General features: G+C 62.9%; 13 protein-coding genes. 9 read left to right on the top strand and 4 right to left on the bottom strand.

Annotated features, from left to right (window positions below; genetic code table 11):
• Positions 1-2 precede the first annotated feature (2 nt).
• From LOM8899_RS06190 to infB, 6 genes are all read left to right on the top strand, one after another.
• Positions 3-1,541: an ABC transporter substrate-binding protein gene (locus tag LOM8899_RS06190; protein ID WP_093991207.1), complete on the top strand. Its 1,539-nt coding sequence runs from the start codon at positions 3-5 to the stop codon at positions 1,539-1,541.
• Between the two features lie 87 nt (positions 1,542-1,628).
• Entirely contained in the window at positions 1,629-2,804 is a 1,176-nt protein-coding gene (locus LOM8899_RS06185) for an MFS transporter (protein WP_093991206.1), read from the top strand.
• 251 nt (positions 2,805-3,055) lie between these two features.
• Positions 3,056-3,688, top strand: coding sequence for a ribosome maturation factor RimP (gene rimP / locus LOM8899_RS06180; RefSeq protein WP_093991461.1), 633 nt, complete (start codon positions 3,056-3,058; stop codon positions 3,686-3,688).
• Complete coding sequence (nusA, locus tag LOM8899_RS06175; RefSeq protein WP_093991205.1) at positions 3,688-5,307, top strand: transcription termination factor NusA; 1,620 nt, start codon at positions 3,688-3,690, stop codon at positions 5,305-5,307. The genes rimP and nusA overlap by 1 nt, the downstream gene beginning before the upstream one ends.
• Before the next feature lie 24 nt (positions 5,308-5,331).
• Complete coding sequence (locus LOM8899_RS06170) at positions 5,332-5,964, top strand: RNA-binding protein (RefSeq protein ID WP_093991204.1); 633 nt, start codon at positions 5,332-5,334, stop codon at positions 5,962-5,964.
• A gap of 5 nt (positions 5,965-5,969) precedes the next feature.
• Positions 5,970-8,459, top strand: a complete 2,490-nt coding sequence (gene infB / locus LOM8899_RS06165) for a translation initiation factor IF-2 (protein WP_093991203.1) — start codon at positions 5,970-5,972, stop codon at positions 8,457-8,459.
• A 365-nt stretch (positions 8,460-8,824) separates the two neighbouring features.
• Here the strand turns inward: infB and mutT are convergent, their stop codons facing one another.
• From mutT to LOM8899_RS06145, 3 genes are read right to left on the bottom strand one after another with little or no spacing between them, the layout of a single operon-like run.
• Positions 8,825-9,226, bottom strand: coding sequence for an 8-oxo-dGTP diphosphatase MutT (mutT, locus tag LOM8899_RS06155; RefSeq protein ID WP_093991201.1), 402 nt, complete (start codon positions 9,224-9,226; stop codon positions 8,825-8,827).
• Positions 9,223-10,437, bottom strand: coding sequence for a bifunctional glutamate N-acetyltransferase/amino-acid acetyltransferase ArgJ (argJ, locus tag LOM8899_RS06150; protein ID WP_093991200.1), 1,215 nt, complete (start codon positions 10,435-10,437; stop codon positions 9,223-9,225). The genes mutT and argJ overlap by 4 nt, the downstream gene beginning before the upstream one ends.
• Before the next feature lie 6 nt (positions 10,438-10,443).
• Positions 10,444-11,304: a peptidylprolyl isomerase gene (locus tag LOM8899_RS06145; protein WP_093991199.1), complete on the bottom strand. Its 861-nt coding sequence runs from the start codon at positions 11,302-11,304 to the stop codon at positions 10,444-10,446.
• A 178-nt stretch (positions 11,305-11,482) separates the two neighbouring features.
• On the opposite strand from LOM8899_RS06145, the gene secA reads away from it, so the two are divergent.
• From secA to LOM8899_RS06130, 3 genes are all read left to right on the top strand, one after another.
• A complete protein-coding gene (gene secA / locus LOM8899_RS06140; protein WP_093991198.1) occupies positions 11,483-14,224 on the top strand; it encodes a preprotein translocase subunit SecA in 2,742 nt (913 codons plus the stop codon).
• 117 nt (positions 14,225-14,341) lie between these two features.
• Positions 14,342-15,355, top strand: coding sequence for a hypothetical protein (locus LOM8899_RS06135; RefSeq protein ID WP_093991197.1), 1,014 nt, complete (start codon positions 14,342-14,344; stop codon positions 15,353-15,355).
• Between the two features lie 98 nt (positions 15,356-15,453).
• Positions 15,454-16,947, top strand: a complete 1,494-nt coding sequence (locus tag LOM8899_RS06130) for a phosphate ABC transporter substrate-binding/OmpA family protein (protein ID WP_245820446.1) — start codon at positions 15,454-15,456, stop codon at positions 16,945-16,947.
• On the opposite strand, the gene radC is transcribed toward LOM8899_RS06130, so the two are convergent.
• On the bottom strand, positions 16,944-17,714 hold the full coding sequence (gene radC / locus LOM8899_RS06125) for a RadC family protein (protein ID WP_093991196.1): 771 nt from the start codon (positions 17,712-17,714) through the stop codon (positions 16,944-16,946). The genes LOM8899_RS06130 and radC overlap by 4 nt on opposite strands.
• Positions 17,715-17,716: the final 2 nt, after the last annotated feature.

Genomic DNA, 17,716 nt, shown 5'->3' with positions numbered 1-17,716 from the left:
CCATGAGACAAATCAGTAGACGCGGGCTTCTCAAGACGGGTGCAGCCGCTGGCGTGCTCGCCGCATCCGGCGTGCGGCTTCAGGCCCAGACCTCCGGCGGAACGTTCCGGCTCGGCATCGCCGGGGCGAACTCCTCCGACAGCTGGGACGGTCGGACCCACTCCGACACCTACATGATCACCGTCGGCCACGGCGCTGTGTTCGACTGCCTGACCGAGATTTCCGCCTCCGGCGAACTGGTCGGTGAATTGGCCGAAAGCTGGGAAGCGACCCCGGACGCCAAAACCTGGACGTTCAAGCTGCGTCAGGGTGTGACGTTCCACAACGGCAAGCCGTTCAACGCCGACGACGTGATCGCCTCGCTGCAGATGCACACCGAAGAGGGCGCGCAGTCCGCTGCACAGCCCATCGTCGCGCCGATCACTGAAATGGTGAAGGTCGATGAACACACCGTGCAGTTCACGCTGGCCACGGGCAACGCCGACTTCCCGTTCCTGCTGACCGACTATCACCTGCTGATGTATCCCTCCGACGACATTCCGGGCGCGATCGCGAACGGGATCGGCACCGGGCTCTACAAGGTCGAAAGCTTCGAGCCGGGCGTGCGGACCCTGCTCAGCCGTGTCGAGGGGCACTACAAGGACGGCAAGGCCGGCTGGTTCGACAGCGTCGAAGTGATCGCGATCAACGACACTTCGGCCCGGATGACCGCGCTGATGACCAATCAGGTCGATATGGTCAGCCGCGTCGATTTCCAGACCGAGCCGCTGCTGCGGGCCAATCCGAACATCGTGATCGCAGAAGTGACGGGCAACCAGCACTACACCTTCCCGATGCTCGTCGGGGTCGAACCCTTCGGCAATCTGGCCGTGCGTCAGGCGCTGAAACATGCGTTCAACCGTCAGGAGATGGTGGACAAGATCCTGCAAGGGCACGGCGCCGTGGCCAACGACCATCCGATCGGTCCGGCCAACCAGTACTACGCCGCTGATCTGCCGCAGAACTCCTACGATCCGGACAAGGCGAAATTCCTGCTCGCCGAGGCCGGCTTCGACGGGCTTTCGGTCGATCTGTCGGCATCCTCCGCCGCCTTCAACGGCGGGGTCGACGCGGCGCTTCTGGTGCAGGCCTCTGCCGCGGCGGCAGGGATCAACATCAACGTGATCCAAGAGCCGGCCGACGGCTACTGGTCCAACGTCTGGCTGAAAAAGCCTTGGTGCGAATCCTACTACTCCGGCCGGGTCACCGAAGACTGGATGTTCAGCCTCGCCTACGAATCCGGCGTGCCATGGAACGAATCGGGTTGGGAAAACGCCCGCTTCCAGGAACTTCTGCTCACCGCACGGGCCGAGCTCGACACCGACAAGCGGCGCGAGATGTATACCGAGATGCAGATGCTCTGCTCGACAGAGGGCGGCACGGTCATCCCGATGTATGCCAACTACGTCGACGCGCACTCGTCCAAGCTGGCGCATGGCGAGATCGGCAACGTCTTCCACCTCGACAGCAGCCGCGTGATCGAGCGGTGGTGGTTCGCCTGATCGGCCCCGCCATGGAATAAGCAAACGCCCCGCCCCTCGGCGGGGCGTTTTTCGTTGACCGGGTCAGGCACCCACCGGAACCAAGACATGCAGAACCGCTGGCTCATCCTCTTCGTGCTGTTTCTCGCCCGCACCGCGATGGCGTTTCAGTTTCAGTCGGTCGGGGCGCTCTCGCCTCTGCTCATCGACAGCCTCGCGCTCAGCCTCGTCGAGGTCGGCCTGCTGATCGGGCTCTACCTCGGGCCGGGGATCATCGTGGGGATGCTCGGCGGCGCCGTGGCCGCCTGGTTCGGAGACAAGCGAACGGTCATCGCCAGCCTGCTGCTGATGATCCTCGGCAGCGTGATGATCGCCTATGCGGCGGGACTGACAGGGCTGATCGCGGGTCGAATCGTATCCGGCATCGGCGGCGTGGTGATCAACGTGGTGATGACCAAGCTGGTGATCGACTGGTTCGCGGGGGCCTCCATGGCCACCGCCATGTCGCTGTTCATCAGCTCTTGGCCTCTGGGCATCGCGGCGAGCCTCCTGATCTTGCCGACCTTGGCCGGCGTCGGTGGCCTCGGCGCCGCATGGCTGGCGTCCACCGCGATCAGTGTTGTGGCGCTGGCGCTGTTCCTGCTGGTCTATCAGGCTCCGCCGGGTGCCGTGGTCCGGGTGCGTGGGCTCAAATCGGTCGCGCTGCCGATGCGGCCGCTCGTCCTGTCGTCCGTGACGTGGGGGATCTTCAACACCGGGATCGCGATGGTCTTCGGCTTCGGGCCACTGGTGCTCACCGGCAGGGGTCTCAGCGCCACCGACGCCAGTTCGATCACCAGCCTCTACATGCTGACGCTGACGCTGGCGACGCTCTTCGGCGGCTGGATCGGAGACAGGCTCGGCGGGCGGGACGGGCTGGTGCTGGGCTGCCTCGTGGTTTCCGCGATCCTGTTTCCGGCACTGATCTATGCGCCGGTCGGGCTCTTGCCGCTGCTGTTCGGGATCACCGGCGTTCTGGCGGGATTGATCGCAGGGCCGATTGCCGCCCTGCCATCGCTGTTCCTCGCACCAGAGGCGCGAGCCTTCGGCATGGGGATCTATTTCTCGATCTACTACGGGCTGATGATGGCCGCCCCGCCGATCGCGGGCGCCTTGGCCGAGGGCTTGGGTGAGATCAGCGTCGCCTTCGGGCTTGGCTCCGGCATGATGGTGGTCACGCTGATCGGATTGCTGTGGTTCCGGCAGGTCGTGGCAAGCGCCGCGGCCGAACAAATCAAGATGTAGCGGCAAGCACAACATCTCGTGGTCTGATCGTCAACTCGGCGCAAACGCCGAAAACCGCACCTACGCCATACCGACGCGATACCGACGCATAATCCACGCCCGGAATCATGGCGCTTGCAGACTCGACCGGCTTTCCCTATATGCAGATCAACAGCGGCGTGCTGGCCTCCACCCCCAGCGCCCACCGGAAATTTTCACGGGCCGCGCGCCCGTTTTTTTGTGCCTGCGACTCAAGCCTAGCGAAAGAGCCAATGTCTAACGACCTTATCGCCAAAGCGGCCATCGACCGCCGCATCGCCGACATCGTCCAACCCGTGATCGAGGATCTCGGGTTCGAACTGGTGCGGGTGCGGTTGATGACCGGCAAGGACAGCATCCTGCAAATCATGGCCCAGCGGCCCGACGGCGGCATCGAAGTCGATGAATGCGCCACCATTTCCACCGCCGTTTCCGCCGTGCTGGACGTCGAGGATCCGATCGTCGAAGCCTACACGCTGGAGATCTCCAGTCCCGGCATCGACCGGCCGCTGACCCGGCTCAAGGACTTTGATCTGTGGGCGGGCAACGAGGCCAAGCTCGAGACGACCGAAATGATCGGCGGCCGCCGCCGGTTCAAAGGCGAGCTGGTCGGAACCGAAGGCGAGGAGGTTCTGATCGAGATCGACGAACACGGGCAGGATCTGACGATCGGCCTGAAATTCGAATGGCTGAGCGACGCCAAACTTGTCCTCACCGACGAGCTGATCCGCGAGGTTCTGCGCGGTCGCAAGGACAAGGGCCAGATCGACGAGGCTCAATTCGACGAAGTGCAAACCATCATTGATGGTGACGATGACGATGACGATGATGATCGCGCGAAGCCGCGCAAAGGGGAGATCCACTGATGGCAATCACATCCGCCAACCAGCTTGAACTGTTGCAAACCGCCGAGGCCGTGGCCCGCGAAAAGATGATCGACCCCAACTTGGTCGTCGAAGCGATGGAAGAAAGCCTCGCCCGCGCCGCCAAGTCGCGCTACGGCGCCGAAATGGATATCCGCGTCGCGATTGATCGCAAGACCGGCAAAGCCACGTTCACCCGCGTCCGCACCGTGGTCGAGGACGAAGAGCTCGAGAACTATCAGGCCGAATTCACCGTCGAGCAGGCCAAGCAATACATGGCCGATCCGGCTGTCGGCGACACCTTCGTCGAAGAAGTCCCGCCCGTCGAGCTGGGCCGCATCGCAGCGCAATCGGCCAAGCAGGTGATCCTGCAAAAGGTCCGCGAAGCCGAGCGTGATCGCCAGTACGAAGAGTTCAAGGACCGCGCCGGCACGATCATCAACGCCACCGTCAAGCGCGAAGAATACGGCAACGTCATCGTCGATGTGGGCGCCGGCGAAGCGATCCTGCGCCGCAACGAAAAGATCGGCCGCGAAGCCTATCGCCCCGGCGACCGCATCCGCTGCTTCATCAAGGACGTGCGCCGCGAACAGCGTGGCCCGCAGATCTTCCTGTCGCGGACCGCACCGGAATTCATGGCCGCTCTGTTCAAGATGGAAGTGCCGGAAATCTATGACGGCATCATCGAGATCAAGGCCGTCGCCCGCGATCCGGGCTCGCGCGCAAAGATCGCCGTGATCAGCTACGACGGCTCCATCGACCCCGTCGGTGCCTGCGTCGGTATGCGCGGCAGCCGTGTACAGGCCGTCGTCAACGAGCTTCAGGGCGAAAAGATCGACATCATCCCGTGGAACGAGGACATGCCGACCTTCCTCGTCAACGCGCTTCAGCCTGCCGAAGTCTCCAAGGTGGTCTTCGACGAAGACGCCGAGCGGATCGAAGTCGTGGTGCCCGAAGAGCAGCTCTCGCTGGCCATCGGCCGTCGGGGTCAGAACGTGCGTCTGGCATCGCAGCTCACCGGGCTCGACATCGACATCATGACCGAGGAAGAGGAATCCAAGCGTCGTCAGGCCGAGTTCGAAACCCGGACCAAGCTGTTCATGGACACGCTGGATCTGGACGAATTCTTTGCCCAGCTTCTGGTCGCGGAAGGGTTCACCAACCTCGAAGAAGTGGCCTATGTCGAGGCTGACGAACTGCTCGTCATCGATGGCGTAGACGAAGGCACTGCCAGCGAATTGCAGGCCCGCGCCCGCGATCACCTCGAGGCGATGAACAAGAAGGCACTGGATCACGCCCGCGAATTGGGTGTCGAAGACAGCCTCGTGAATTTTGCCGGCCTGACACCGCAGATGATCGAGGCTCTGGCCGAAGACGGCGTCAAGACGCTCGAGGATTTCGCCACCTGCGCCGACTGGGAACTGGCCGGCGGCTGGACCACCGTGGACGGCGTACGCACCAAGGACGACGGTGTGCTCGAGAAATTCGAGATGAGCCTGGAGGAAGCCCAGGACCTCGTGATGACCGCGCGCGTGATGCTCGGCTGGGTTGATCCCGCCGAACTCGAAGCAGCCGACGAAGGCGCCGAAGAAGGCGAAGAAACAGAGGAGGCGGGGGCCTGATCTCAGGTCTCCGAAACCGCGCACATGACCCGTGGGGGCAAACATACCGAACAGGACGGCCCGGAGCGGCGATGCATCGTCACAGGTGAGGTCCAGCCGAAGGCTGGGCTGATCCGGTTTGTCGTCGGGCCAGAGAATCAGGTCGTGCCTGACATCTTGGGCAAATTGCCCGGCCGTGGTATGTGGGTCACGTCCAACCGCGCGGTCCTGGACAAGGCCGGCAAAGGCCAGTTCGCCCGCTCGGCAAAGGCCAATGTGACTGTGCCGGAAGGGCTGATCGACGAAGTCGAGAAACAGCTGGCACGGCGCGTGGTGGACCTGATTGCAATGGCCCGAAAGGCAGGGCTTGCAGTTTGTGGGTTCGAGAAGGTAAAAGCATGGCTTGCAAACGGCCCGCCCCGTGGCCGTGTGCGAGTATTAGTCCAGGCCAGCGATGGCTCTGAGCGGGGCAAAACCAAACTCTGGACGCCGGAAGGCGCGCGATACTTCGGCTGTTTGACAGCTCAGGAATTGGGTTTGGCATTCGGACGGCAAAGTGTGATACATGGCGCGCTCGCATCTGGCGGACTCAGCGACCGTGTAGTAGAGGAAGCCACAAAGCTGCGTGGATTACGCGAGATAGACGGTGGGGATACGCCCGCCATGAAGGATACATAAGTTTGATGAGCGATACCGACGGCAAAAAACCTCTTGGTCTGCGTGGTGCACCTTCCCGGCCCGGGAATGTGAAGCAAAGCTTTAGCCACGGGCGTACCAAGAACGTCGTGGTGGAAACCAAGCGCAAGCGCGTTGTGGTCCCAAAGCCGGGTGCTTTGGCCAATACGCCTGCGCCACAAGTGACCGGTGACCCATCGAAACGACCCGCAGGCATCTCCGATGTCGAACTCGAGCGTCGGATGAAGGCGCTGGCACTGGCCCGCGCCCGTGAAGCCGAAGAGGCCGCCGCCCGCGAAGCCGAGGAAAAGGAACGCGCCGCCGAGCGCGAGCGCCGTCGTGCCGAGATGGAGGCCAAGGAAGCCGAAGAGCGGGAACGCGAAGAGGCGCTCAAGGCCAAGGCCGAGGAAGAAGAACGCAAGAAGGCCAAGGCCGAGGAAACCGCCCGTCGTGCCGCCGCCGCTGCGGAACCCGATCCTGCCGTCGCGCAGGATCCGGCCGGTCAGCTGCGTGCACCTGGCAATCCCCGCAAGGTCGACCGCGAGCGCGACAACCGCAACGACAAGACATCCGCCAAGCCAAAGGGCGACATGGGCGACGGTCGCCGCGGCGGCAAGCTGACGCTGAACGACGCCCTGTCGGGCCGCGAAGGTGGCCGCCAGCGTTCCATGGCCGCGATGAAGCGCAAACAGGACCGGGCTCGCCAGAAGGCGATGGGCGGGAATGTCGAGCGTGAAAAGGTCTATCGCGACGTGTCTCTGCCCGAGGCGATCACCGTGAGCGAGCTTGCCAACCGTATGGCTGAGCGTGTTTCCGATGTGGTCAAGGCGCTGATGAACAACGGTATCATGGCGACGCAGAACCAGACCATCGACGCCGACACCGCCGAACTGATCATCGAGGAATTCGGTCACACCGTCGTTCGGGTGTCCGATGCCGACGTGGAACAGGTCATCGAACAGGCGCCCGACAAGCCCGAAGATCTGCAGCCACGTCCGCCGATCATCACGGTGATGGGCCACGTCGATCATGGTAAGACGTCGCTTCTGGATGCGATCCGCAAGACCAAGGTCGTGTCCGGCGAAGCCGGCGGCATCACGCAGCACATCGGCGCCTATCAGGTCGATGTGAACGGCACTTTGCTGACCTTCCTCGATACACCCGGCCACGCGGCGTTTACGTCGATGCGGGCTCGCGGTGCTCAGGTGACGGACATCGTGGTGCTTGTCGTCGCTGCCGACGATGCGGTCATGCCGCAGACCATCGAGGCGATCAACCACGCCAAGGCGGCCAAGGTGCCGATGATCGTGGCGATCAACAAGATCGACAAGCCTGCCGCCAATGCGGACAAGGTGCGGACCGATCTGTTGCAGCACGAAGTGATCGTCGAGAAGATGTCCGGTGACGTTCTGGACGTGGAAGTGTCCGCGACCACTGGGCAGGGCCTCGACAACCTTCTCGAGAACATCGCACTGCAGTCCGAATTGCTCGAACTCAAGGCCAATCCCGACAAGCCCGCAATGGGCGCCGTGATCGAAGCTCAGCTCGACGTCGGCCGCGGTCCGGTTGCGACGGTGCTGGTTCAGTCGGGGACGCTTCGCCAGGGCGACATCTTCGTCGTGGGTGAAAAGTGGGGCAAGGTCCGCGCGCTGATCGACGACAAGGGCGACCGCGTCACCGAGGCGGCACCGTCCGTGCCCGTCGAGGTGCTCGGTTTGAACGGCACGCCCGAGGCCGGTGACGTTCTGAACGTCGTCGAGACCGAGGCGCAGGCCCGCGAGATCGCGGAATACCGCGAGAAGGCCGCCAAGGAAAAGCGCGCCGCTCTGGGTGCCGCGACCACGCTTGAACAGTTGATGGCCAAGGCCAAGGACGATCAGAACGTGTCCGAGCTGCCGATCCTCGTCAAAGCCGACGTGCAAGGCTCCGCCGAAGCCATCGTTCAGGCGATGGAAAAGATCGGCAACGACGAAGTGCGCGTGCGCGTCCTGCACTCCGGCGTGGGTGCCATCACCGAAAGCGACATCGGCCTTGCCGAAGCGTCCGGTGCGCCCGTGTTCGGCTTCAACGTCCGGGCCAACGCCTCGGCACGTCAAACCGCGAACCAGAAGGGTATCGAGATCCGCTACTACAGCGTGATCTACGATCTCGTTGACGATGTGAAAGCTGCCGCTTCGGGCCTCTTGTCCGATGAGATTCGCGAAAAGTTCATCGGCTACGCCAAGATTCAGGAGGTCTTCAAGGTCTCCGGGGTTGGCCGTGTCGCGGGTTGTCTGGTCACCGAAGGCGTCGCACGTCGCTCCGCCGGTGTGCGCTTGCTGCGCGACGACGTGGTGATCCACGAAGGCACGCTCAAGACGCTCAAGCGTTTCAAGGACGAGGTGCCAGAGGTGCAGTCCGGTCAGGAATGCGGCATGGCGTTCGAGGCCTACGAAGACATCCGGCCCAATGACGTCATCGAGATCTTTGAAAGAGAAACGGTCGAGCGGTCGCTCTGATCGCTCACCACTTCATATAACGATGCAAAAAGGGATGGCGCGGGCCATCCCTTTTTCAGTCTGAACAGACAAAAGCAGCAGTATTAGTTGAGAGTGGTCGGCTTGACGGACGCGTTGACCGGCATTCCCTCATAGGTGCGGTCACCCACTTGGATGACGACGCGCCCATTATCCAGATTGCGGACCAACAGGCCCTGGACCGAAACACAGCTCCCCAGTGTGATCGTGCGCAACATTCGTAAGCCCCCGATTGCGAAGTTGATACAAACTTAGCTTACAAAAGAGAATAAATCATTACAAATCCGCACATTATTTAGGATTCGTGAACAAAGTTCCCGTCGGGGCAGCTGCCCAAAATCGATGCGCTAAAGCCAGTCGCGCAGAATGGGAATGAGCGGAATATCGGCAGGGGGCATCGGATAATCGCGCAAATCGCGCGCATGCGCCCACTTTAGAACCTGTCCTTCGCGCGGTTGTGGGGTGCCTTCCCACCTACGGCAGGCGAACAGCGGCATCAGCAGGTGGAAACTGTCATAGCTGTGCGAGGCGAATGTCAGGGGCGCGAGGCAGGAGGACCACGTATTGATCCCCAATTCCTCGTGCAGCTCGCGAATCAGGGCCGCTTCGGGGGTCTCTCCCGGCTCGACCTTGCCACCCGGAAATTCCCACAGGCCCGCCATGGATTTGCCTTCCGGGCGCTGCGCAAGCAGCACCCGGCCATCCACGTCGATCAACGCAACGGCAGAGACAAGAACGACCTTGGTCACGACCGGTAGTCGGCGTTGATGTCGATATACCGGTGGGTCAGATCGCAGGTCCAGACGTTCGAAATGCCTTCGCCAAGGCCCATGTCGAGGTCGATCACGATCTCCTGGCCCTTCATATAGGCGGCGGCGTCGTCCTCGACGTATTTCGACGATACCCAGCCATTCTCGGCGACCAGCATGTCTCCGAACCGGATCGTCAGCTTGTCGCGGTCGGCCTCGGCGCCGGATTTGCCAACGGCCATGACGATGCGACCCCAGTTGGGGTCTTCACCAGCGATGGCCGTCTTGACGAGCGGCGAATTGGCGATGGCCATTGCGACCTTGCGGGCATCGGCATCGTCGGCCGCACCGCTGACACGGACCTCGACGAACTTCGTGGCACCTTCGCCGTCGCGCACGACCTGATGAGCAAGGTTCAGCATCAGCGCCTCAAGCGCGCTGTTGAAGGAGCTGTTGCCCGTCACATCCACACCCGATGCGCCGGTGGCCGCCATCAGCAGAGTGTCCGACGTGGAGGTATCGCTATCGACGGTGATGCAGTTGAAGGTCCGGTCGGTGAAGTGGCTCAACATGCCCTGCAAATCGCGATAGCCGATCTTTGCATCGGTAAAGATATAGACCAGCATCGTCGCCATATCGGGCGCGATCATGCCCGATCCCTTGGCAATGCCCGCAATGCGGACGGTCTGGCCGTCGACGGTGATCTCGGCGGCGGCACCCTTGGGGAAGGTGTCCGTCGTCATGATGGCACGGGCGGCGGCATCGATGGCGGTGTCGCTCAATGCATCCGACAGTTTGGGCAGGGCATCGACGATACGCTCGTATTTCATTGGCTCGCCGATCACGCCGGTCGACGAGGTAAAGATGCGCGAGGCATCGATGCCCAGGGTCTCGGCCGCAGCGGCACAGATCGCCTGCACGGCCTCGTCACCGGCCTGTCCGGTAAAGGCGTTCGAATTGCCGGAATTGACCAGAAACGCCGCCCGGCCCTGATCGACACCGCCGGTCTTGTCCTGACAGTCACGCACCGCAGCAGAGCGCGTGGCCGAAGTCGTGTAGACGCCCGCCACCGTTGTGCCTTCGCACAACTCGGCAAGCATGAGGTCGGTGCGGTTCTTGTACCGGACACCGGCCTCAACGGCGGCAAAGCGAACGCCTTGGATCACCGGCAGGTCAGGAAACGCCGCGGGGGCGAGGGGCGAAACGGCCATTCTGCGTTACTCCGCAATCAAATCGAGGTTGCTCAGGATCGACGGATCGAAAGCGCCTTCTTCGGGGCGGACGACATCTGCCGCGTCCATCAGCTCGACAAGACGGGATTCGATGGCGTTGTTGCGCACTTCGTTCTCCAACTCCTCGCGCACGTCCTCCAGCGACGGAGCCTCCTGCTCGCGGGTGTCGTTCAGAACGATGATGTGCCAGCCGAACTGGGTCTGAACCGGGGCAGACATCGCACCGGCGTCCAGCGACATCACGGCTTCCTCGAACGGAGCGACCATCATGCCTTGGCCGAACCAGCCCAGGCTGCCGCCATTGGCGCCAGAGCCCATGTCGGTCGAAACTTCGCGGGCCAGATCCTCAAAGGATTCGCCGGCGTCGATGCGGGCGAGAACGGCGTTGGCCTCGTCTTCGGTGGCCACGAGAATGTGCGAGGCGTTGAATTCCTTGGCCGGGCCGACGCTGACGACCAGATCGTTGTAGACCTGCTCAATCGCCTCTTCGGTCAGGGCACCCTCGACGATGGTGTTGATGACTTCACCGGCGAGCAGAGAGCGGCGCTCGTTCTCAAGCGCGATGGTGACGCGCACCGGATCGGCCTCGAGGCTGTCGGCCAGAACCTGCTGCTGGATCAACTGATCCATGACGCCGCTGAACAGGACATCCGGCGGCAGTTGCTGATACTGCGGCGGCAGCTGGCTGCGGGCGATGATCATCTGGCCGAGGGTGATTTCGGTGCCGTTGACGGTGGCCACGACGGTGTTCGGGCCCGGCGCTTCCGAGTGGCTCTCTGCCATCGCATAGCCGCCCGCAGACAGGGCAATGGACAAGACAGCAACTCTAGCGGTGTATTTTAGCATTCAAACGGTTCCTTGATCGGTCACACAGGTGCGTGACGTTGACACTGTGGCATGGCACCCTTACATCGCCAAAAGGCTCCGAGGGGGCCGTGCTTTGACCCCTACTTATGCCTCAGGCACGGGGGCAGCAAGCAGCCTCCTCATCAAAACAAAGTAGGCTGGTCGGAGAACACGTCATATGCTGGGTATCGGATCGATTGCCAAAAAGGTTTTTGGCACGACGAATGATCGCAAGGTCAAAGCCACCCGACCGCTGGTTGCGAAAATCAACGCGCTCGAACCTGAATTCGAAAAGCTCTCGGATCAGGGGCTGAAGGACAAGACGGAAGAACTGTCCAAACGGGCGCTCGCCGGGGAAAGCCTCGACGACCTGCTGCCCGAAGCCTTCGCCAATTGCCGCGAGGCGGCCAAACGCGCGCTCGGCCTGCGGGCCTTCGATGTGCAGTTGATGGGCGGCATTTTCCTGCATCAGGGCAACATCTCCGAAATGAAGACGGGCGAGGGCAAAACCCTCGTCGCGACCTTCCCCGCCTATCTGAACGCGCTGACCGGCAAGGGCGTGCATGTGGTCACGGTAAACGACTACCTCGCCAAGCGGGACGCCGAGTGGATGTCCAAGGTCTATGGCGCTCTGGGGATGACGACCGGCGTCGTCTATCCTCAGCAGCCCGAAGGCGAAAAGAAAGAAGCCTACGGCGCGCACATCACGTATGCGACGAACAACGAGCTGGGCTTCGACTATCTGCGCGACAACATGAAGTCCGACCTCAGCCAGATGAACCAGCGCCCGCACAACTACGCGATCGTGGACGAGGTCGACTCGATCCTGATCGACGAAGCGCGGACGCCGCTGATCATCTCCGGGCCGTCGCAGGACCGGTCCGAGCTCTACAAGTCCATCGACACCCTGATCCCGTTCATCAAGGACGAGCACTTCGAGTTGGACGAAAAGACGCGCAACGTCAGCTTCACCGACGAGGGGAACGAGTTCCTCGAAGAGAAATTGCTCGAAGCAGGGGCGCTGCCCGAGGGGCAATCGCTCTACGACCCCGAATCGACGACAATCGTCCACCACGTGAACCAGGGCCTGCGGGCACACAAGCTGTTCACGCGGGACAAGGACTATATCGTGCGTGATGGCAGCGTCGTCCTGATCGACGAATTCACCGGGCGGATGATGGTGGGGCGGCGGCTCTCGGACGGTCTGCATCAGGCGATCGAGGCCAAGGAAGGCGTGGCGATCCAGCCAGAGAACGTGACGCTGGCCTCCGTGACCTTCCAGAACTACTTCCGGCTCTACAACAAGCTGTCCGGCATGACCGGCACGGCGCTGACCGAGGCCGAGGAATTTGCCGAGATCTACGGGCTTGGCGTGGTAGAGGTGCCAACCAACCGGCCCATCGCCCGCGAGGACGAACACGATCAGGTCTACCGGACCGCGAAAGAGAAATTCGACGGTGTGGTCAAGGCGATCGAAGAGGCACACAAAAAGGGTCAACCGATCCTCGTCGGCACCACCTCGATCGAGAAATCCGAATTCCTCGCCGAGCTGCTCAAGAAAGCGGGAATCCCGCACAACGTGCTCAACGCTCGCCAGCACGAGCAAGAGGCACAGATCGTAGCCGACGCAGGCCGCCCCGGCGCTGTGACCATCGCCACGAACATGGCCGGTCGCGGCACCGACATTCAGCTTGGCGGCAACGTCGAGATGAAAGTGCTCGAAGCATTGGCCGCCGATCCCGAAGCCGATCCCGAGGAGGTCCGCGCCAAGATCGAAGCCGAACACGCCGAGGACAAGAAAACCGTTCTTGCCGCCGGCGGTCTGTACGTTCTGGCGACCGAACGGCACGAAAGCCGCCGGATCGACAACCAGCTGCGCGGCCGTTCCGGCCGTCAGGGCGATCCGGGCCGGTCCTCCTTCTTCCTGTCGCTCGAAGACGACCTGATGCGGATCTTCGGCTCCGAGCGGCTCGACAAGGTTCTGTCGACGCTGGGGATGAAAGAAGGCGAGGCGATCGTGCACCCTTGGGTGAACAAGTCGCTGGAACGGGCGCAGGCCAAGGTCGAGGGTCGCAACTTCGACATCCGCAAGCAGCTCTTGAAATTCGACGATGTGATGAACGAGCAGCGCAAGGTGATCTTTGCACAGCGCCGCGAGATCATGGAAAGCAAAGACCTCTCCGAAGTCGTGCAGGACATGCGCCATCAGGTTGTCGAAGACCTCGTCGGGCTGCACATGCCGGCCAAGGCCTATGCCGATCAATGGGACGTCGAAGGGCTCAGCGAAGACCTGAAAACGCAACTTGGCCTTGACGTGCCGGTTGCCGAATGGGCCGCCGAGGAAGGCGTCGATCAGGAGGCCATCCGCGAGCGGCTCGAACAGGCCAGCGACGAAAAGATGGCGGAAAAGGCCGAGGCCTTCGGCGCCGACACCATGCGCAACATCGAAAAGCAAATCCTGCTGCAAACCATCGACGCCAAGTGGCGCGAGCATTTGCTGACGCTCGAACATTTGCGGTCCGTCGTCGGCTTCCGGGGTTATGCGCAGCGCGACCCGCTGAACGAATACAAAACCGAAAGCTTCCAGCTTTTTGAAGGATTGCTCGACGGTCTTCGTACCGAAGTCACTCAGAAACTGTCGCAAATCCGTCCGATGACGGCCGAAGAGCAGCAGTCGATGATGGCTCAGGTGCTCGAACAGCAGCGGCGGGCCAATCCCGCAGCCGCTGGCGCTGCGGTAGCGGCTCCTGCCGCCGCAGCCGCCGCAGGCGCGAGTGCGAGTGCGGAAACGGCAGAGGCAGGCACGCCCGCCGAAGGCTTCGTCGAAGACGATCCCAGCACATGGGGAAACCCGGCGCGCAACGACGCCTGCCCATGCGGATCGGGCAAGAAATTCAAGCATTGCCACGGCAAGCTCTGACAAACCCTGCCGCGGCGCTGCCACGATTGCGCCGCGATGATACCTTTGTCGCGTCCAGACCGAGCCATCAATGATTGACACAGTGTTTCCAAATCCGCGTAGGAACAGGAGACACCCATGGCCCAGGTCCGCAAATATCTTGTCGCAGGCGGCACGTTCTCGGTCGCGATGGCAATCGGCTTTGTGATGCAGAACGGCGACGCGCTCGCCTCTCGCATGGTCGCCGAGGATGAAACAGGGATTCAGCCCTTGGCAGAGCCCGTGGTGGCCAGCGCAGAGGCAGAGGCCACGGATGTGCCCTACATGCCCGAACCGTCCTTCAGCGCCGCGCTATCGGTGCCTGACGCGTTCCAGCCGGCCGATCCCCCCACCGAACCGGTGCGACTGGCGGCGGTCGAGCTTGATGCGCCCGTCACGGACGCGATGCCGCAGGGCACCGACGTCGAAATGAGCTGTGCGGCCGATATGTCGGCCACCGCCGGACCGGCCGCGACAGTGATGCTGGAACTCAGCGCTCCCTGCGCGATCGACGCGGTCGGAACGCTGCATCACCAGGGAATGATCGTCTCGGTGCTGACCGATTCGCAGGGCAAGGCCACCGTGATGGTGCCGGCGCTGGCGCAAGAAGCGGTGTTCATCGCCGACATGCCGGGCGGCTTCGGTGCCGCCGCAATCGTGTCGGTGCCTGATTTCGCCCAATACGACCGGGCCGTGCTGCAATGGCAGGGCGACACCGGGCTTGGCATCCATGCGCTCGAATTCGGCGCAGGCTATCAGGAAGACGGTCACGTCTGGGCCGCTTCGGCCCGTAGCATCGACGCGGCACAGGCCGGAACCGGCGGGTTTCTGATGCGGATGGGCGACGTTCCCATCGAAGGGGCAATGATTGCAGAGGTCTACACCTATCCCAGCGGCATCTCGCAGCGGGACGGCACCGTCGAACTCAGCGTCGAGGCCGAAGTGCAAAGCGCCAACTGTGGCCGCGCCATTGCCGCTCAATCGATCCAGATCATTCCGGGGGCCGAGTCGCAGGCGCTCGACCTGACGATGACCATGCCGGATTGCGATGCAATTGGTGAATTTCTGGTGTTGAAAAACATGCTGCGGAGCCTGACACTCGCGTCGAGATGACGCACAGAGCAAACAGACCTGGCGAAAGGCTTCTGAAAAGTGCGGCGATAATCGCCGCGCTTTTTTTGTGTGCGTCCAGCGTATCGGCGCAAGAGACCGTGGAGCTTCGGGCCACCGACGGCACCTTGAGCCTGCAAGGTCGCGTCCTTGGCTATGATGGGCGCTATCTACGGCTCGAAACCGCGCAGGGAGAGATCACGCTCGACTACGCCAAGGTCTCGTGCATCGGGGCCACCTGTCCCGACCCGGACGCCTTTGTCGATCTGCTGCGGTTCTCGGGGACAGGGCGGCTGGGCGGGCTGATCCTGCCCGCGATGGTCGAAGGCTACGCTCGTGCCCACGGCCTGATCGCCACGCGGGTCGAGGAGACGCTCTCCACCTTTCGCTACGATCTGACCGATAGCGACGGCACCGCAATCGCGCGGCTGTCGTTTCGGCTGACGACGACCGAGGACGGTTTTGCCGATCTCTTCGCGCACGAGGCCGATGTGGTCATGGCTGCACGAGAGATCTCGCCTGCCGAGGCAGAGGTGGCACGCGACGCGGGGATGGGCCAGCTCAACGCCCCGGCGCGGGTGCGGATTCTTGCGTTCGACGCGCTGGTGCCGCTGGTCTCTCCGGCCAATCCGATTGACGAGATCGCGCTGGAAGACCTCGCCCGGGCCTACGCGGGCGAGGTCACCAATTGGCAGGCGCTGGGCGGCCCCGATCAGCCGATCGAGCTGCATCTTGGCAATCCGAATACCGGCTTGGCACAGGGTTTCGTGCAGAACGTGCTCGAGGCGACCGGGAGAGAGCTGTCCGCCGACGTCGTGCAGCATCCGGGGGATCAGGCGGTCGTGGCCGCCGTTCTGGCCGCGCCGAACGCGCTCGGGATCACATCCTTCGAGACGATTGGCAACGCCGACGCGCTGCCGCTCTCCGGCCCATGCGGGCTCCGAACCCGGGCCGGGCTCACAGAGGTGCGGACCGGGGATTACCCGCTGACGATGCCATTGTTCCTCTACCTGCCGGTGCGGCGGCTGGGGCCTGTGGCGCAAGACTTCATCGATTGGCTCAACACCGCCGATGCCCAGTTGATCCTCAAACGGATCGGAGTGCCGGGTCAGAACGCCGTCCCGATCCCGATCTCGGAGCAAGGCGACAGGCTCGCCGCGGCCATCGGTGCGGCGGGCGACGAGGTCGGGCTTGCCGCGCTCCAACGCATGATCGACGCGATGGAAGGACACGACCGGCTTACGCCCACCTTCCGATTTGGCGCCGGGCAAAGCGGGCTGGACCCGGCCTCACGGGCGCATGTGCGCAGTGTGGCGCAGGCCATCCGCGACGGACAGTATGCCGGGCAGGATCTGCTGCTGCTGGGGTTCAGCGACGGTCGCGGGCCGGCCTCCACAAACCAGCGGTTGTCCGCAGCGCGGGCCGAAACGGTGCGCTCGGCCATCGTCTCTGTGCTGGGCGGCACGCTGCCCGAGGGCTTGACCCTGCGAACCGTGGCTTTGGGCGAGGCGCTGCCCATGGGTTGCGACGATACGGTCTGGGGGCGGCAGATGAACCGCCGGGTCGAACTCTGGGCGCCCTCCGCGCCGTTCTAGAGAAGCCCTTCGGAACGAAAGCTGATCTCGCGGGATTTGCCCACGATGATATGGTCGTGCACCGTCAGACCCAGCGTCTGGGCGGCGCTGTCGATCTGGGCTGTCATGGCAATATCGCTCTGCGACGGAGTCGGGTCGCCTGACGGGTGATTGTGTACAAGGATGAGCGCCGATGCATTCAGCTCCAGCGCCCGCTTGACCACTTCGCGGGGATAGACGGGCACGTGATCCACCGTGCCACGGGCCTGCTCCTCGTCGGCGATCAGCACGTTCTTGCGGTCCAGAAAGAGGATTCGGAATTGCTCGGTATCACGATGGGCCATGACGGTGTGGCAATAGTCCAGCAGGCTGTCCCAGCCGGTCATCACATGGCGCTCCATCACCTTGGCGCGGGCAAGGCGCTGGGCGGCGGCCTCGATGATCTTGAGCTCGATCACCACCGCCTCGCCGACGCCTTTGACCTTTTGCAGCTGCAACGGGCTGGCGGACAGCACGCGATTGTAATCGCCGAAATGGTCGATCAAGGCGCGGGCGAGGGGTTTGACGTCCTGACGGGGGATCGCGCGGAACAACACCAGTTCGAGCAGCTCATAGTCCGGTAGAGCCGCGGCGCCGCCCTGCATGAAGCGACTGCGCAGACGCTTGCGGTGATCCGCGATGTAGGACGGTTGCTTGCCGCGCGGGGTCGGCTCCGTGGTCAAAGCCTCGTCGGCGTCCTTGTCAAAGAACGGTAGAGGCATCTCGGCAAAGGAACGGCGGGCTGTCATAT

It is taken from the genome of Flavimaricola marinus (genome assembly GCF_900184895.1).
Lineage (GTDB): Bacteria > Pseudomonadota > Alphaproteobacteria > Rhodobacterales > Rhodobacteraceae > Flavimaricola > Flavimaricola marinus.
This window is presented reverse-complemented; position numbering and strand designations above follow the sequence as displayed.